Below are 16,614 nucleotides of genomic sequence, written 5' to 3'. Positions count from 1 at the left end.
GATCTCGCCCGCTTCCCATAATTCCGCGACATAGGTTGCAACCGTCGACTGGCGCCGCGCCACCGGCACAGAAGGCGCCGGCGGGCATGAGAGCAGGGAGGGCGGCACCAGCGGCGTCACGACCCTGATGCGGGTAACGACCCGCGGCGGCGGGGCCGCGCATCCGGCCAGCAGCATGGACGCCACGAGGATGAACCCACCCCGGATCATGGCTTCGCCCCCGCGCCCTGCGCCGCCCCGAGTTGCGAGAGCGCGCCATCCAGCACCGGGGCCACGGGACCATCCTGTTTCGGCGGCGCGGCGGCCACGCTCGTCAGAATCCGCTGCGAAAGCGCGACGCCCCGCGCATCCGCCGCTGCCGCCGTCGTCAGCGCGGTCTGCCAGGCCGCCTCGTCGGCGCGCAAGCGGGCGAGTTCGGCGCGGTTTTCCGCATTCGTCGCCATCAGCCGTGCGATCGTGCCCTGCCCGTCCCGCACCGCGATCCGCGCGGCGCGCAGCGCGACCTCCAGATGCCAGCCATAGAGCAGCAGCCCCGCCACGAGCAGGCCGCCCAGAATCCACGGCGCGAACCGCCCGAGCACCGACAGCATCACGGCTGGCATCGCGCACCTCCGGCGAGCCTGGCCTTCAGTCCCATCCCGAAGGCACCGGCAGCGATCGCCGACCCGAGGCCCATGCCATAGGCATCGGGTTCGAAAGGCTGGCCGCGCACCACCACGGCGAACACACCGAGAAAAATGTAGCTGAGCACGCCCAGCACCGAGAGCAGGGCCATCCCGTCGGATCGCCCCGCGGCGTCCGAGACGATCTCCAGCAGAAAACGTCGCATCCGAATGTCCTTTCAGCCGATGAAACGCAACCAGTGATCGGCGACGCTGCCGATCACCGCCGAAATCACGCCGATCACCACCATGATCACCCGATGGCTGCCCGATTGTTCGCCGCGGAACTGCGCCAGTTCCGAGCGGAACTGCGCGAAGGCCTCCACCAGCTCGTCCGATTTGTCGATGAAGCGCTCCTGCGTGCCGGCCACCTGCAGCTCGAAGCGGTTGCGCCAGGCCTCGAGCGCCAGATGCCGCGCCTCGATCGCGGCGATTTCACGCCGGGCGGAGGCGATCTCGGCCTGGAGCATGCCGACATCCGAACGCAGATCCCCGAGCGCGTCCCGCAAGAAGGCAATCGTGTCTTCCGCCATGGCGCTCACCCGGGCGCGGTCGAAAGCGGAACGCCGTAGGCGGTCGCCTGCAGCGGCATGTCGATGGCGAAAGCCTCCCCCAGATCCGCCGCCATCGACCATCCGGCCGGCGGCGCGAGGCTGGCGAGATTGTCGGTCACCGCATCGCCCCGGCCGATCTGCGTACTGCCATAGGGATAATAGAGCAGGCACGACGCTGCCGGGTTCACCGGCGCGCGCTGCAACGTCACCGCGACATGCGTCGCATCCACGCGCGTGGCGGCGATGGCCGGGATCATCGGACCCGGATTTGCCACTGTGCCGCCATCCATCACCGCGAACCCCGCGCCGTTCGCCGCCTGCAGATTGATCTTCAGATCGGTGCCGGCATCGTGCCGGATGGTCAGGACGATCTGATCCGGCGCCGCCTGATACGCATGTGCGATCGCCGGCCCGCCCGCCACCGGCAACCCGCTCGCCGGCACGGCAGATGCCGGAATGGTGTCCGAAAGCCCCAGCGCCAGCGCCGCCCGCGCCGCCGCATGCGCGCCGATCCGGCCATAGCGCAGCAGGTCCGGCTGGTCCCGATGCTGCGGATCGCCACCGGAAAAAAGGCCGGTCGCCGGGTTCCAGGCCGCGTTCAGCGGGTTGGAATCCGCCGTCTGCGCGGCGAAGATCACGGCGTTCCCGGTCGGGTCGAGCGACAGATCGAGCACGCTCTCGCGCACCATCTGCACCCCCTGATCGGTCTCGTAGGGAATGGCGCTCCAGAGCAGCAGCGGCAGCGAGGCAACACTCCGCCCCAGAATCTGCCGCGTCAGCGCTGCGAGCCGGCTGACGCTCTCCTTGTAGAGCGTCTTGTTCGCGTAAGGCATCGTGCTGTCCTGCTCGCTCCACGGCCAGAGCAGGAAGGCGATATCCGCCTCGTCCACCGCCGAGACCAGCGCCTGCGCGCCGGTCAGATAGGCCGCGAGCGCCTGCCCGTCCGGCCCCGGCGCCCAGGTCGCGGGTGAGGACCCGTCGCCGGGATTGGTCAGGAACGTGCCGTTGCCCGCACCCGGCGGGAACAGCGGCGGCGAGGAGTTCGACACGGGATGCCCCGCAATCATCGAATACCGCGCCGGGCTGACGACATTCCCCGCCGGCAGCGACGTCGCCGCCCAGGCGGCCGCTCCCAGATACCAGGCCACGCCCTGCGCCAGCGCCAGCGCGCCGCCAGCCTGCACGAACCACTCGGCGTTCGACTGGCCCATGACCAGCAGGTTGACGCCCCGCCGCGCGCCCAGCACCCACCGCCCCTGCGCGGCCAGCAGCGTCACGATCTCCGCCGCATCCAGCGCCCGGGTCCAGCACGCCGCCTCGTGAAACCAGCACTGCGCCGAGCCCTGCACCGTATTGTCGTGGAACAGCAGCACGTTGCCCGCCGCCGCCGCCGGCAATGGATTCGCGGCAGCGCTGGCCACCTGTGTGCCGTCGAGCCACACATCCACACCGGCCCCCGGCGTGTTGCGCAGGATCAGCGCATGGGTATGCCGCCGTTCGATCGTCGTGGTGATGCCGCGACTCGCGGCGGTGCCGGGAAACAGCGTCAGCCCGCCGCCGCCCGGCCCGCCGGCCTCGATGATCGTCGTTCCCGTCGCCATCGCATGGATCAGCGGGATCGGCGCATTGTCGACCTGGATCGTGCCCTGCCGCCAGTTCGGCCGGGTCCAGACGAGATAGAGCGTCCAGGCCGTGTCGCTGCCGAGGTCGAACCCCGCGAGCGTCAGCCCCCAATCCGGATCGAGCGTCGGTCCGTACTGCGCGATGGCCGGGTCCGGACTGCCCGCCGCACCGAGAAACCCGTTGACCCGCGGCACCGCCATCATCGCCGCCGGCGCGGTATCCGCCGCGATGTGAAAGGGCAGCAGGGTCCGTCCATTGCCGGACTTGTCGGCCAGCGCCGCCGCCGGGGCGTTCCAGGCGCCAAGCGGATTGCCATTGGCATCGAGAACGGCGCCGAGCGCGCCGGCATCCCACCAGCCCGCCAAACCGGCAATCGCGGCCGGCGTCGGCCCGGCGAAGGCGCTCCCCACCGGCACCGAACCCGCTGTCTGGGCGCGGGCGAACAGCCGTCCCGTCCCGTCGCGCAGCGGCGCCGCCGGGCGTACCGAAATCAGGTTCATGCTCAGGTCACCGTGATCGTGAAGCCGGACACCGAAGCCGCCTGCCCCGTCGCGGTCTCGACCCACACGTAATAGGCCCCCGGCGTCGCCGGGACCGTCGCATAGACCGCCCAGAGTGCGTTGTTGTCGATGATCGAGGCCGCCTGCCAGCCGCTCGCAGGCGGCGCGGCGTTCGAGGTCGAGAACGCCACCTGGGTCGCGATCGCCTGCGCCGGGCTGACGCCGCCATTCAGCGCCAGCGTGCCCGATCCGGCGGCGACCGAAACGGCCGCGGGCTGGTTGATCGTGTACGTCACGACAGGCGCCGCGGCCATCACCGCGATCGCGCCGGACACCGCCTTCACGGCTGCGTCCGCCGTCTGCTCGGCCCATAGATAGACCGTTCCCGCCGCGCTGCCCGCCGGCAGCGTGGCCGACCAGGTGCCGCCGCTCACCGTCGCGGCGATAAAGCTTGCCGGCGGCGTGGCCGCGCTCGCCGAAAGCCCGACCTGCACCGCGGCGCCGGCCGGGGCCACGGTGCCACTGACCGCGATCGTGCCACCCGCCACCGCGCTGGCCGGCACCGCCGCGAGCGCGACCGCCGCCGTCGCCACGCTGAACGGCGCGCTCCGGCCAACCACGCCGGTCGCGTTATGATCGCGCACCGAGATCGTGTAGCTGCCCGCTGGCAATCCCGGGACCTGAAAGGAATACGACCCGGCCCCGATCATCGGCGATGCCGCAGCGGTCCACGTCACCCCGTCCGTCGAATAGTCCAGCGCGGTCGGGGCCTCATCGAACAGGGCGCCACTCAGCGTGAACACGGTGTTGGCCGTCAGGCTGCCGGGCGCGTTCACCGTGATGGTCGGCGCCGGCAACGCGACCCCATCCCACCAGACCAGCGATCCGCCGGAATAGGTCAGCGCCGTCAGCTCCGCCCCGGTGCCGGGCGGCAGCGCGGTCACCCCGGTGCCGGAGCTGATGCCGGTGCCCATCGTCACCGGCCCGGCGGCGAGGTTGATCACCCGGCAGGTAAACCCGCTGCCCATATTGGTGAAATTCGCCGTCAGGGTGATCGGCTGGCTGACCACCAGAATCCGCTGGTTATGCGTCGTCGCGTCAAGCACCGTGTTGCTGTTCAGCTCGACGACCTGCCGCCGCATGGTCGGAATTTTCTGCGCCACATAGGTCCAGATCGCCGCGAAGCTCTGGCTCGCCAGCGCGTTGCCGCCCTGCGCGACCAGCAACAGGTCGGAATCCGCCGCCGGCCCCGCCGCGGGCAGCTGGTCGATCGTCTGCCCGCCCACCAGCTTTTCGTAGGATATCCAGGCATTGGCGCCATTCTGCCAGATCGCGACGAAGTCGGCGCCGCCGATCGTGCTGGCCGAATTCGCAGCCCCCGGCGCGCTCAGCCCGGAACCGGCAGGCCCCGCCGGCCCCGCAGGACCGGCAGGGCCGGCAGGACCCGCAGGCCCGGTCGCCCCCGCGATCGCGCTGGCCGTGACGCTCAGCGTGCCGTTGGCATCGATCGCAAGGCCGGTCCCCGCTGAAAACAGGCCGCGCAGGGCCGCAACCGGAAGCCGGCCCGGCGCGCCCTGGGCATTGACCACCACCTCGTCGGTCGTCGAAAGCGCGCCGAGCAGCGGAAAGCCGAGATGATCGGCCCCCGTGGCCGCAAGCGTGCCGGCGCCGAGCGCAAGCCCGGTCCCCGGCGTCACCGCCTCCGGCGTTCCCGCCCCGGCGCTGTTGCGCCCGAGCAGATCGCCGGTCGGCAGGCTGATCTCCCGCTGTAGCCCGGCGGTCACCTGGGCGACGCTCGCGGCATAGAGCATGCCGTTCTGCGACAGCGCCAACAGGTCGGTCGGCCCCACGCTCGCGGCGGTGGGCAGTTGCGGTATCGTCGTCATGGTTCGGGAATGTCCTCTCGCGCTGCCTCAGGCGATCGCGGTCCAGCCGGTCGCGTCGGTCGCGGTCTGCTTGATCCAGAAGGTTGCCCCGGCGCCGCCGTCGAGGTTGCGATAGCTCGATCCGGGCGGCGCGGTCACCGCACCGAGCGGCGAGCCCCGCCCGATCAGCGCCACGCACCCGGTCGGCTCGGTCGGCGAGATCAGCCGGACCGCGCCACCCGTCGCCGGCCCGAGCCGCACATCCCCAGCCTGGCTGCCGAGCGTGACGCTGCCATCGGCGGACGGCGCCAGATAGTCCGACTGGATGAACCGCGCCGCCTGCCAGGCCCCGGCATGCCCCCGCCACTCGATTGTCGCGCCGGCCGGCACGGTCAGCGGCGCACCGGTCCAGTTTTCCTGCGCCGGCACGCTGCCGGCGGAAGCGAAACGCACCGGCGCAAGACATTCGATCTCCAGCCGCCGGCTCTCGAGCACCGGCAGCCCGACCTGCACGCTCGCCGTCGCCCCGGTGCCGTCGCCGCTGATGTTCACCTGCGTGCCCGCGCCATAGCCGCTGCCGGCCGCGGTGATATACACCCCGATGACGGCGCCGTTGGCGATCCAGGCGCCCGCCGCCGCCCCGCTGCCCGTCCCACTGATCGAGACGGTGGCGGTGGTGTAGTTCGCTCCGCCGCTGGTCACCTTACTCAGCAGTCGGTAATATAGGCGACAGTTGGTGCTTTGAAGAATGATTGCACGAGACGTGGTTTGCGCTTGATGGCGGCGAGTTGGGCTTCGATTTTGTCCTGAAGCTTTTCGCCTTGGCGTAGCGGAGTCCGGGCGACGCCCGTCCGCTTCATGTGGCTCCAGACCAGTTCATCTGGGTTCAGGTCAGGGGCGTAGCCTGGCAGAAAATGCAACGTCAGCATTCCATTGGTCGACGCCACGTAGGCTTTCACCAGCGCTGTTTTGTGGGCAGGCAGCCCGTCGAGGACCAGGTGCACCGGCCTCGTGCGGTGCCGCATCATCCGGCGTAGCAGCGCTACGAACAACTCAGCATTCAGGCCGCCTTCATAAGTGCAATACCAGAACCCGCCGCGGGCTGTCACCGCCGAGGCGGCGCTGATCGATTGCCGTTGGCCCGGACGCTCGACGATCGGCGTCTGTCCCTTCACGCCCCAGGTCTTGCCATGCACGGCGTCGGCCCGAAAGCCGGACTCGTCCCAGAAAAAGACCTCGCCGCCACAGGACTTGGCCTGCCTGGCGATTTCAGGAAACCGCTCACGTCGCCATGCCTCGATCGCCTCCGGATCGCGCTGATAGGCACGCTGCAACGGCTTTTGCGGCGTCAGGCCCAGTTTCGACAGCAGTTCGCCCACAGCCGTCACACCGAGTTTGATACCAAACTTGCGCTCGATCAGTTCGGCCACAACGTGCCGGGTCCACAGCCCGAAATCCAGGCCGTATTGGCGCGGATCGCGGCCATTGATCCAACGCAACACCTGCTGCTCCTGGCGCGGCGTCAGACGCCGCGGCCGGCCGGTTGCCGGCCGTGACCGCAAGGCTTTCACCCCGACCCCAGGCTTCGATGCCGCGCTGAGCCATTTATAGATTGTTGTGCGGCTGAACCCGTATGAGGCAATCACCAAAGAGGCCGCTTCGCCCTCGCGCACCCGCTCTACAGCCATCAGCCGGATGGTTTCCAGGGTGCGATGATCAAATCTGCGACCGTCCCGTTTCATGCCAGAATTATATCATCCCCGCAAACATACGACTAGCAAAATGTCGTCTTAATTACCGACTGGTGAGTAATATAGCTGATCGTGCCCGCGCTCCGCTGCGCGGTGGCGCTGACGATCGACTGCACCTCGCCGGTGCCTTGCGATACCGTCAGCCGGTCCACCAGATCGGGATAGACCAGCGCGTTCAACCCGTTCGATACCACGGGATTGACCGCGAAACCGTCCGCGAAATTCAGGATGTTGTTCCGCAGCACGACCGAATCGGTATAGGCCAGCAGCGCGTTGAACGGATCGCCCCCGGTGCCGGAGGAGACGATATTGTCCCGCACCACGACCAGCTGCGGCGCGTCCTTCAGAACGATGCCATAACCGCCGGGGCCGTAATTGATCCGGTTTCCGGCAATCTCCAGATTGTTGCAGGCGATGCCGAAATTGGTTCCCCGCCCGTCGGATTCGACGTTCAGCGCCTCGATTCCGGTCGTGCAGTCCTGGATGAAATTGCCCCGCACCGTGCAGTTCTGGCTGCCGCCGATACCGATGCCGATGGTCTGGCCATCGCAGTAATTGCCGGACAGCTCGACATAGACCGACCCGCCCGCATCGATCCCGAACCCGCCCGAATTGGTGATCATGTTGTCGGCCACGCGGCAATAGCCGGAATTTACCAGCATCCCGCCGCCGGCCGGCCCGTTATCGACCAGCAGGTTCCCGGTCGCCAGGATGTTCCGGCCCGAAATCGAGATGCCGTAGCTGGTGTTGGCAAAGGCGCAGTTCTGCGCGACCAGCGCACCGAGCACGTCGGGATTGGCATTGCCGTAGGTGCCCGGCTGAAGGTTCGTCTGGTTGAAATTGCCGACCACGATGCCGGTCTGGTTGTTCCAGCACGTGTTGCCGACCACCTGCACATCGCGAATCTTCAGCGTCAGCGTCGGGTCCTGGTTATCGACATAGATGCCGTTGCGGGCGTTGTCGTGCGCCCGGCAGCTTGTCACCGCCACCGCGTCGGTCGCCGCGATCCAGAGCCCGTCCACCGCGTTGGCGGTGAATTCGCAGTCATGCACGTGATGCTGCGTCACCGCCGGATCGCTGGGCGCGATCGCGAGGCCCCAGCCAAAGATCGATCCCTTGGCATTGCGGAACTGCGAGCGCGTGACGATCGACGCCGTGCAACCTGCCTGGATCACCACGCCCCAGGTCTGCGCCGTGATCGCGGCATTGGCGTCGAAGATGATGCCATCGGCGGTGAAGGTCGCAGCATTCACGCTGATCCACGCCGCCTGGCTCGATGTGCCGGCAACACTCTGCGCGCCGCGCGTCAGCACCGTCTGCCCCGGCACGCCGATCAGCGTCGCGGCGGCGCCGGCAATGTCGCACTCGCCGTCGATCCGATAGGTTTTCGGCCCGAACCTGACCGCGCTGCCCGCGGCGAGTGCCGCGCGCAACGCCGGCGCGTCGTCGGTCACCCCGTCGCCCTTGGCGCCGAAATCCTCGATCGCGACGGCGTTGGCCGCCAGTGCGGCGACCGATCGCACCGCGCTCGCGCCCGCCGCGACCGCCTCGAACCCGTCCGCCCGCACGCCCTGCACGGATGATATCCCGCCCATGAAGGCGCCATAGCTCAGCGCGACATTCGCGCCTCCCTGGCCGAGCGGCACGGAATCGCCACTGGCAGGAGCATTCCCCGCCGGCAGCGCCGCGATCTCGAACGGCGCGGCGGTGGCGGTGAGTGTGGTGCCGCTGAGCGACAGGTTGGCGCCGATCGTGACCGGCACCGGCGCCGCCACGCCGGGGCCGACGCCGCCGAGCAGCGTGCCCTGCGGCAGGGTGATAAGCTGCTGCATGCCGGCGAGAAACTGCGCGCGCGTCGCCGCCACGGTCTGTCCGGCCTGATAAAGCGGCAGTTCGTCGCTGTCCGAAACCGAATTCGCCGCCGGTAGCTGTCCGATGGTGGGCATGCCGCCTCCTCAGGTTGCGGTGATGGGCTGGCCGAACGGGCTGGTGATCGGCGCGCCGTCCGGCGTGGTGAGCGCGCTTGCCGGCGCTGGCACCGATGCCAGCGCAACCACCGGCAGCGCGATGCTTCGGGCGAGGTTCCGCCCGGCCAGCGTGGTGATGGAAACCGTCACCGTATAGGTCGTGCCCGGCTGCCCCCCGGCGAGCCACAGCACCGCCCTGGTGCCGTCGATCGCGGTCGAGGCCAGGGTGAGATCGCCCGGATTGTCCGGGCTCAGGCTGGCCGAGACGGTGGCGATCGCGTCCCCCGGGCTGCCCGCCAGCGCGGGCGCCACGTCGAACGTGTAATCCAGCGTGTCGCCGGGATCCTTTTCCGGCCAGGCCAGCGGTCGCGGCGGCAGCAGCGCGATCCCGCGCGGTGTCGGAATGAACCCCTCGATCTCGATCAGCCGTGCCGAGGCCGCCTGCCAGATCCGGCTGGCCGGTGTCATGGTTGCGCTCATCTGGAGGGCTCCGCTCAGTATTCGACGATGACAATGCCAGGCGCGCCCGCGCCGCCCGGGCTGCTGGTGGGCGCAGCACCGATCGAGGCGCCGCCGCCGCCGCCGCCGCCGCCAAAGCCAGTCGCCGGCAGCCCCGGCAGAGGGCCGCTCGCGCCCCGCCCGCGGCCCGGCCCGCCGCCATCGCCGCCACGCCCGGCAACGACGATGCCATCGCCGCCCATCGCCCCGCCCTGCACGATCCGCGCCCCGAGCCGATGCCGCCCGCACCGCCGGCGGTGGCGAAGAGTGTCGCGGTGCCACCCTCGCCACCGCCACCGCCGGTCGCCGAAAGGTAACCGCCAAAGCTCGACGTGCCGCCGCTGCCACCATTGGCCGGCGCGCCCGGCGCGATACCTCCCGCGCCCACCGTCACCGGAATCACTTGCCCCGGCGCGAGACCGGTGACGATGTCGATCGCCGTCCCCCCGGCGCCACCGCCACCACCCGGCATCGAGGCGTGATATCCCGCCCCCCCGCCGCCGCCGACCACCGTCACCTTCGCCTGCGTCACGCCCGGCGGCACGACGAAATTGCCCGAGCTGTCGAACACCTGCATCTGCGAGAAGCCCGGCCGCAGCTGCGGCAGCTTGAACGGCAGGAACGGCGCCTGCGGCAGCGTGACGATATCGCCCGCGGCAATCGCGGTCTGCCCGTAATTGACGGTGACGACATAAAGCCCCACCCATCCCGCATCCACCGGCGGCGTCACCTGGGTTCCCGCCGCCGCCGCGGCACCCGGCTTGACCTGAAGCTGAACCCGCTGCTGCCGCTGGGTGTTCTGCGCCCCGCCCGAATTGCCCGGCCCGGAATACGGCACCGAGGGATCGGCGGCGTTCACATAGGGCAGCACCACCGGGTCAGCATCCGCCTCCGAAAACGTGGCCTCGATCAGATAATTCACCGACTGGCCGGAACTAGGCGGTGCCGCCAGGGTGAACGTGACCGGATCGAGATTGATGCCCATCCGCACCGTCTGCTGGCCGGTATCCTGCGGCAGGCTGCCATAGCTGTTGGCATCGACCGGCCCGAGCTGGGTGATCGATCCCGGCGCCACCGTCACCGTCAGCGAGGCCGGCACGGTTGGCGTGCAGGCCAGCCCGTCCGCGACCATGCCGCCGCCGAGCATCGCGGCATTGAGCGCGCCGATCGCGACCATCACGTTGCGGTTGAGGTTCAGAATGTCCGTATCCAGCGGGATCGCCCCGGGATAGACGATGGTCCTGTCCATGAAGATGTCCTTGTCATGAGGCCGCGCGACGGCGCCCGCCGCATCAGGGCGGCGTCCGTCCGGCAGGAAGGAAAAGGCGCGGGATGGCCGGTCAGTTCAGCAACCGCGTCCAGGCGATGGCGTTCACCGGCAACACATCGGCGATCGTGGCGTAGATGTCGGCATCGGTAGCCAGCCCCACATCCTGCGCCAGATCGCTCCAGGCCAGCGGCGCGGTCGAATAGCCGCCCGGCCCGTAGCCGAACCCGCCGGAGGCGCCGCTGCCGGCCACGCGCGGACGATAGGCCGTCACGAAGCACTGATAGGGCAGAGCAAGGCTGCCATAGCCGCCACGCACGCCATACCCGAGCGTGCTGGCGCCATAGCCGCCGGTATCGCCGGTATTGGCCGGCTCGAAAATCATCGGCTCCCGCCCGGTCTCGGCGGCAATGGCCGCCACCAGCGCCGCCCGCGTTGCCTTCGGCGTCAGCAGATTGGCGCGGAGCCGCGCGCTAAACGCGGCATCCGTCTCGCCCGCCCGCCGCGTGAGGCGCCCGCCCAGATAATCCCGCGCGGCGATGTCCAGCATCGCCCCCGTCGCGGTCGCGATCCGGGTCTGCCGCCGCACGGTCCCGATCAGCGCGTAAAGCGCCGCCCACAGCGCGCCGAGGCCACCGAGAACCAGGTCGAGCACCGGTGTCGCATCGGCGAACCAGCCGGCCGGCAGCGCCATTTTCAGCCGCGCCGCCATGTCGGCCGCGCCGCCGGGGGGATTGGTCGCTCCGCTCATGGCTCAGCTCACGCCGATCGTGCCGGCCCGCACCACCCCGAAGGCGGGCGGCGCCAGATCGGCCGTGCCGCCGTTCAGCACGGCGTCGGTCACGTTCACCACCGCGTCGGACGCGTCATAGGCAAGCTGCAGCAGTTTCGAATAAGGCAGCGCGGCACCCACCGACAGCCCGCCGATATAAGCCGCGATCGCGTCCGTCACCGCAGCGGTCGCGGTCTGCGGCACCGTGCCGGGCGCGAGCACCAGCGTCATCGACACGTTCGCCGCCACCACGCTCGGCCCCTGCACCGCGAACCGCGTGCCCACCGGCCGCACCGCATCCACCGCCCGGCCCAGCGTCGCCAGCAGCGCGGCCGGCGGATGGCCGGTTCCGTCATCCACCGTGACGATGAAATTGCCCATGCTGACCGCGCCGGTCTGATCGACATTCTCGCTGACCGTCACCGAAAGCCCCTGCTGCACCCCGGCCACCGCCTCCTCGATCGCGCCGGTCGTCGCGCGCGAGAGGCTGGCGAGATAGTTGCCGAACCGCGCCTTGAACGCGGCGTCGCTCTCCGCATCCACACCGCCGCCCATCGGCGCCGCGTTGCTCACCGTATCGATCCCGGCGATCGCCGTGGTCAGCAGCGAGATGGCCCCCGCCATCACATTGCCCGCAGCCCCCGGCGCCACGGCACTCACCGGCAGATCGATCGCGGCGACACCCGCCGCCAGCGTGTATCCGCCTTGCGTCGCCGAAAAATCCGGGTTCGCCGGGTCGCCCGTCACCGCGAAACTCTGGCTGCCATCGGCCGTCATCGCCGTCGCGCCGACCGGCACGAAGGCCGACAGCACAGGGGCGAACCGCGCGAAGGTCACGCTGCCGGCCGCCGCCACCGCCGGCAGCCGGGCAAAGCCGAAATCCGCGCCGAAACTGTCGCAGTCGGCCCCGGTGCTGGTGGAAAGCCGCGTGGTCAGCAGCACCTGCACGATCATCCATTGCAGCCAGAGGCCGAGCGAGGCATTCGCCTCCAGCAGCGCCCGCAGGACCGACCCCACGGTCAGGTCCAGCGCCTGGCTCGCCGCCCCCTGCAGGGCGGCCGCCATCTGCTCCACCATGGCGGTGAAGCTTTGCAGCGATAATTGCATCGGAATTCCCTGTGATGATCAGACGGAACCCGGCAGCGCGAGTACGCGCGCCCGTCCCGTCGCGGCGTCCTGATAGGCAATGGTCATCGCCAGCCCGCCCGGATTGCCCTGGCTGAGCGTAATCTGCGGCGGCGGCGCACTCGCCACCCGCGCCTCGCCGCGCATCTGCGCGCGCGCCAGCGCGCCGGCCGCACCCGCCGCCCCCGCCGCGCCCACGAACTGGCCGAGCCCCGCGCCATAGGAAAGCTGCCAGACATACCCGCCCGGATTGGTCAGCAGCCGCCGCAGCACACGCTGCTCGGTCAGCGCCGCCGCCCCGGCCAGAGCGAGATCGCCGGAATTGCCGAATGCGAGATCGCCGCCAAAGGTCAACGCCAGATCCGCCATCACACCACCGCCGAGGGCGTGCCGGTCGAGCCGCCCTGCGGATCGGGATGGGTGTGCCCGTCATAGGCCTGCCGCAGCGTATCGAGACTGCCATGCGTCCCGCTCCGGTCCGAAACCTCGCCGCTCACCATCAGATCCCCCTCGATCGAAACCGTCGTCGCCTTCATCGCGATCGTCCCGTCATTGCGCAGCCGCAGGAACGAGCCGCTCTGATGCACGAGCCACAGCTCGCCCACCGCCGCCTGCGGCGCCGGATCGCGGTCGGACCACAACCGACCGAGCACCACCGCCTGTTCGGCGTCGCCCTCCTGGCCGAGCACCAGAACCTGATCGCCCGGCGACAGCGGCGCCGCCATGCCCCAGCCGGCGCCGACCCATCCCGCCAGCACCGGCAGCCAGCCCGAGAGCACGCCCTCCGGCTGCAACGTCACCCGCGCCGCGTAGGCGGCCGGATCGAAACTCGCGACCACGGCGAACCGCGCCTGCGCCGAAAGCCCGTCGAGCGCCGCCGCCCGGCCTTTCACCGCGTTCCAGAAATGCTCCATCATGCCGTCCGCATCGCCTCGAAATGCTGCAGAAACCCGATCCGCCCGTCGATGATCCGCTCCACGCCGCGCACCACATACGCGCCGTCGAGGGCCGTCTGCGTGCCCTGGAGCAGGATCGCGGTCCCCGGCGCCATCGACGTCTCGCCCGGCATGCTCGCCTGCAACCGCACCGCCTGCGCGGCCAGCGCCGCCTGCGCCGCCGCCGCAACCCGCTCCGCCTCGCCCTGGGTCAGGTTCGGGCGGATCAGCGTCGTCCCGCCGGAACCGCCAGCGCTCGAACTGAACGCCGCCTTGCTCTTCGGGTTCCAGCTCCGCACCGTCACTTTCGGCGCCGCCAGCGCCAGCGCGCGGTCGCAGCCCAGCGTCATCAGGTCCCGCCCATAGGTCAGCAGCATCGGCGCGCCCGCCGGCGGCGCCGTGAAATTCAGCGTCGTCCCGGTCACCGAAAGGCTGAACTGCTCGCGCATCGCGAGTGCGGCCAGCAGGTCCCACCGCGTCGCGTGCCGCGAATGCAGGCCAAGCCCGGTCTGCGCATGCGCCAGCTCGTAATACTGGCCGATCCGCGTCGTCGTCGCGTCCACATTCGCGGCAAGCCCAGCCTGGCCTGCAAACGCCGTCGCCACCTGGCTCGCGGTCAGGTTGGAAAAGGTCTGCTCCACCTCGGCGTCGATCAGCCGCGCGGCCAGATCCCGCCCGCTCAAAGTCGCGACGCCGAGATCGAACCGGATCGCGACATTGTCGATCTGCCCGGTGACCAGCGCCGTCCCGCTGCCGGTGCCGGCGGTCACCACCCCGCCCTGCAATCCCGCGAACCAGGCAGCACCACCCGGCACCGCGCCGATCGCGAATTCGAGGGCGAAACACGCCGCCTCGAACGAGCCCGGCTGGCGGATTTCCAGCCGCTCCAGCCCCGGCAGCAGGGTTCCGTCGAGCTTCGCGAACGGCGCGATCGCCCGCACCGTCACCGCCTCAGACACGCGGCACCCCGCCGCCCGCATTCGGGTCCACCGGCGGCAGCAGCAGCGTCACCAGCCCGACCAGCACCGGATCGGACAGATCGTTGAGCTGCGCGATGCGGATCCACTGCGTCGCATCGCCCAGATGCCGCGCGGCGATCTCGTAGAGATTCCCCCCCGCGACCGTGATCGTCGTCGTCCCGCTCATGCCGCCCCCAATGAAGCATTGCCGGCGGCGCGGCCGAGATAGGCCGCGGCCCCGCCGAGCGCCGCGAGCGACAGGCTCGCCGTGCCCATCGCCTGCAGCGCCCGCGTCGCCGTGGACGCGCCAGCGCTCGCGCCGAACGCGCCATGCGCCGCCGCCAGCCCGTTTTCTGCTGCCCTCAGCGCGCCACCCACAACACCCTGCGCCGCGGCGATGCTCGCGGGCGCCGTCGCCGCCATCGAGCCGAGCGAAAGCCCCGCCAGCCCGGCCAGCCCGCCGGCGCTGACGAGGTCGAGCCCCGCCTGCGCCAGCGCGTCCGGCACCGCCGTCACCAGATTCTGTGCCTCGACCAGTTCGATCGAGAACGGAATCCACCAGGGTTTCTCGTAAACAGCGACGAAATCCGCGATCACCACCTCGAAGGCGAAGCCGCTCCAGGCCAGCGGCAGTATCGCCCCCGCCATCCGCGCCGCATCCAGCAATTGCGCCCGCGCCTCGGCATCAGGGCCGGAGAACGTGCCGCCGAAGCGGATGCTCCCCGCCGCCGCGCCAAGCGTGTCGATCACGCGGCCGCCGCCGACCAGCTCATGCACCGCCAGCCTCTGGCTGCCACCGAACTCGATCGCCTGCGGCACCTCGAAATCCCGGAAGGCGACGCCGCCCAGCATCACCATGATAGCCGCCATCTTCCGCCTCCCGTTGTCAGAATCCCGGCTTGCGGCCCGGGAACACAGGCGACATGCGCGTGTCGTATCCGGTCACGCCCGAAGGCGGCCGCCGCGCCTCGTCGCCGAACAATCCGCCGAGCCAGCGGCCAAGATCGATACGCTCCGGCGCCGCGAACCGCGCCTCCGGCCGCACCGACGCCGCAGCCGCAGCTGATCCCCCATGAACCGCCCGCTCCGGCACGATCGGCGCCACCGGCCGCGCCCACGATGCCGCCGAAGCACGCCCGCCGTTCCCGGCGCCTGGCCCGAAGCGACGTGAGGACACGTACGGAGCCATCCGCCGGCGCGAAGCCCCGAGCGCCGGATCACCGGCCCGCAGAGCGGTGCGGCTCGGCCGCGCCTCCCGCACCGGCGCATACCTGGCTCCCGCCGCCGGCGCCCGATGCGCGGGCAGATGCCCGCCCGCCCGCCGGATCTCCGGCGCGAAGCCATCCGCCACACGCCGCCCCGTCACGGGCACCACCCGCACCACGGCGCGCGACGGCACGTCGCGCCACACACGCCACGCGAGCCGCATCCGGCCCGTCGAACGGCGCGCGGCATGTTGCCATCCACCAGGCCGTGCCGACGCCGCACCGCCACGAGGGCCGATTTTCGGCAACACCACCCGCGCCTCATGCAGGGCGGAGGTCACCGCTCGCCGCAGTCTCCGCGCCACTGTCCGCGGCCGCCGCGGCGCGATCCGCCCGAACCCGCCACGCACAAGCCCGGCGAACCGCGCCCCGGCGCCATCGCGCCATGTCACTCCTGCACCCACGCCATCGCCTTCCAGTCGAATGTCAGCCCGTCCAGCTCCCCGCACGCGACGACGAAGGCGATCCGCTCCGCCTCGCCGAGCGTGAAGGCCACCTCGAACGGCACCCCGCGCCCGACCAGGTAGAGACAGTCGATCAGCGCGGAGTGCCGGCTCAGTTTCCCGCGAGCACCTTCACCGTGTCGGCATCTTCCGGCTGCAATGCCGCCGCCGCCGCCTCGATGCCCGCCTCGCCCAGCCGCTCGACGGCGTTTTCCACCGCCGCCTCGCTCGCCGGAAACGGCAGCGGCACGCCATCGATCGCGCTGACCGACGCCGCCAGCGAGGCGACGCCGAGATACGCGTCGTTCATCGACAGTTCCGGCCCGAGCGCCTTGAACAGGCGCAGCCGGTCGAGCATCGTCAGCGGCCGCAGCGCGAGCACCCGCCCGCGCGCGTCCTCCACCGTGCCGCCGCTCATACGCGCCTGC

Annotated in this window: 20 protein-coding genes and 1 pseudogene; 1 reads left to right on the top strand and 20 read right to left on the bottom strand. The window is 70.4% G+C overall.

Features of this window, described 5'->3' with window-relative positions; genetic code table 11:
• Window positions 1-206: 206 nt before the first annotated feature.
• From ACIDOCELLA78_RS000000107005 to ACIDOCELLA78_RS000000106955, 11 genes and pseudogenes are all read right to left on the bottom strand, one after another.
• Entirely contained in the window at window positions 207-602 is a 396-nt protein-coding gene (locus ACIDOCELLA78_RS000000107005; RefSeq protein ID WP_201728977.1) for a hypothetical protein, read from the bottom strand.
• Window positions 590-829 carry a hypothetical protein gene (locus tag ACIDOCELLA78_RS000000107000; protein WP_201728976.1) on the bottom strand — a complete coding sequence of 80 codons (240 nt, stop codon included), beginning with the start codon at window positions 827-829 and terminating at the stop codon, window positions 590-592. Before ACIDOCELLA78_RS000000107000 ends, ACIDOCELLA78_RS000000107005 begins: the two co-directional genes overlap by 13 nt.
• A gap of 12 nt (window positions 830-841) precedes the next feature.
• Window positions 842-1,195, bottom strand: a complete 354-nt coding sequence (locus ACIDOCELLA78_RS000000106995) for a hypothetical protein (protein WP_201728975.1) — start codon at window positions 1,193-1,195, stop codon at window positions 842-844.
• A gap of 5 nt (window positions 1,196-1,200) precedes the next feature.
• On the bottom strand, window positions 1,201-3,339 hold the full coding sequence (locus ACIDOCELLA78_RS000000106990; RefSeq protein ID WP_201728974.1) for a hypothetical protein: 2,139 nt from the start codon (window positions 3,337-3,339) through the stop codon (window positions 1,201-1,203).
• A 2-nt stretch (window positions 3,340-3,341) separates the two neighbouring features.
• On the bottom strand, window positions 3,342-5,225 hold the full coding sequence (locus tag ACIDOCELLA78_RS000000106985) for a collagen-like protein (protein WP_201728973.1): 1,884 nt from the start codon (window positions 5,223-5,225) through the stop codon (window positions 3,342-3,344).
• Window positions 5,226-5,252: 27 nt separating this feature from the next.
• Window positions 5,253-5,906 (bottom strand): hypothetical protein, encoded by a 654-nt coding sequence (locus tag ACIDOCELLA78_RS000000106980; protein WP_249676036.1) that lies wholly within the window; start codon window positions 5,904-5,906, stop codon window positions 5,253-5,255.
• A gap of 5 nt (window positions 5,907-5,911) precedes the next feature.
• Window positions 5,912-6,946: an IS630 family transposase gene (locus ACIDOCELLA78_RS000000106975; protein ID WP_201727480.1), complete on the bottom strand. Its 1,035-nt coding sequence runs from the start codon at window positions 6,944-6,946 to the stop codon at window positions 5,912-5,914.
• Between the two features lie 32 nt (window positions 6,947-6,978).
• Entirely contained in the window at window positions 6,979-8,901 is a 1,923-nt protein-coding gene (locus tag ACIDOCELLA78_RS000000106970; protein ID WP_249676033.1) for a right-handed parallel beta-helix repeat-containing protein, read from the bottom strand.
• 9 nt (window positions 8,902-8,910) lie between these two features.
• On the bottom strand, window positions 8,911-9,402 hold the full coding sequence (locus ACIDOCELLA78_RS000000106965) for a hypothetical protein (RefSeq protein ID WP_201728972.1): 492 nt from the start codon (window positions 9,400-9,402) through the stop codon (window positions 8,911-8,913).
• A 14-nt stretch (window positions 9,403-9,416) separates the two neighbouring features.
• The gene (locus tag ACIDOCELLA78_RS000000106960) at window positions 9,417-9,638 is read right to left on the bottom strand and encodes a hypothetical protein (RefSeq protein ID WP_249676030.1); all 222 of its coding nucleotides are present in this window, start codon (window positions 9,636-9,638) and stop codon (window positions 9,417-9,419) included.
• Window positions 9,623-9,892, bottom strand: a pseudogene (locus tag ACIDOCELLA78_RS000000106955) (glycine-rich domain-containing protein); the annotation flags it as partial. The gene ACIDOCELLA78_RS000000106960 and the pseudogene ACIDOCELLA78_RS000000106955, both read right to left, overlap by 16 nt.
• Window positions 9,893-10,451: 559 nt before the next feature.
• Here ACIDOCELLA78_RS000000106955 and ACIDOCELLA78_RS000000106950 point away from each other — a divergent pair.
• The gene (locus ACIDOCELLA78_RS000000106950; RefSeq protein ID WP_249676027.1) at window positions 10,452-10,652 is read left to right on the top strand and encodes a hypothetical protein; all 201 of its coding nucleotides are present in this window, start codon (window positions 10,452-10,454) and stop codon (window positions 10,650-10,652) included.
• Window positions 10,653-10,760: 108 nt separating this feature from the next.
• Here the strand turns inward: ACIDOCELLA78_RS000000106950 and ACIDOCELLA78_RS000000106945 are convergent, their stop codons facing one another.
• The 9 genes from ACIDOCELLA78_RS000000106945 to ACIDOCELLA78_RS000000106905 form a co-directional block, all read right to left on the bottom strand.
• The gene (locus ACIDOCELLA78_RS000000106945; RefSeq protein ID WP_201728971.1) at window positions 10,761-11,438 is read right to left on the bottom strand and encodes a hypothetical protein; all 678 of its coding nucleotides are present in this window, start codon (window positions 11,436-11,438) and stop codon (window positions 10,761-10,763) included.
• 3 nt (window positions 11,439-11,441) lie between these two features.
• Complete coding sequence (locus tag ACIDOCELLA78_RS000000106940; RefSeq protein ID WP_201728970.1) at window positions 11,442-12,566, bottom strand: baseplate J/gp47 family protein; 1,125 nt, start codon at window positions 12,564-12,566, stop codon at window positions 11,442-11,444.
• A gap of 18 nt (window positions 12,567-12,584) precedes the next feature.
• Window positions 12,585-12,938, bottom strand: coding sequence for a hypothetical protein (locus ACIDOCELLA78_RS000000106935; protein ID WP_249676023.1), 354 nt, complete (start codon window positions 12,936-12,938; stop codon window positions 12,585-12,587).
• Window positions 12,939-12,952: 14 nt separating this feature from the next.
• Entirely contained in the window at window positions 12,953-13,501 is a 549-nt protein-coding gene (locus ACIDOCELLA78_RS000000106930) for a phage baseplate assembly protein V (protein WP_201728968.1), read from the bottom strand.
• Window positions 13,498-14,478, bottom strand: coding sequence for a hypothetical protein (locus ACIDOCELLA78_RS000000106925; RefSeq protein WP_249676018.1), 981 nt, complete (start codon window positions 14,476-14,478; stop codon window positions 13,498-13,500). The genes ACIDOCELLA78_RS000000106930 and ACIDOCELLA78_RS000000106925 overlap by 4 nt, the downstream gene beginning before the upstream one ends.
• Entirely contained in the window at window positions 14,471-14,665 is a 195-nt protein-coding gene (locus tag ACIDOCELLA78_RS000000106920; protein WP_201728966.1) for a hypothetical protein, read from the bottom strand. Before ACIDOCELLA78_RS000000106920 ends, ACIDOCELLA78_RS000000106925 begins: the two co-directional genes overlap by 8 nt.
• Entirely contained in the window at window positions 14,662-15,348 is a 687-nt protein-coding gene (locus ACIDOCELLA78_RS000000106915; protein ID WP_201728965.1) for a hypothetical protein, read from the bottom strand. Before ACIDOCELLA78_RS000000106915 ends, ACIDOCELLA78_RS000000106920 begins: the two co-directional genes overlap by 4 nt.
• Window positions 15,349-15,364: 16 nt before the next feature.
• Window positions 15,365-16,147 (bottom strand): hypothetical protein, encoded by a 783-nt coding sequence (locus tag ACIDOCELLA78_RS000000106910; RefSeq protein ID WP_249676016.1) that lies wholly within the window; start codon window positions 16,145-16,147, stop codon window positions 15,365-15,367.
• 151 nt (window positions 16,148-16,298) lie between these two features.
• The coding region (locus ACIDOCELLA78_RS000000106905; RefSeq protein WP_307850912.1) for a hypothetical protein at window positions 16,299-16,614 on the bottom strand (316 nt) is incomplete at its 5' end.

Source organism: Acidocella sp. C78 (assembly GCF_907164655.1).
The sequence above is the reverse complement of the archived record's forward strand: the minus strand, read 5'-3'. Positions and strand labels throughout refer to the sequence as shown.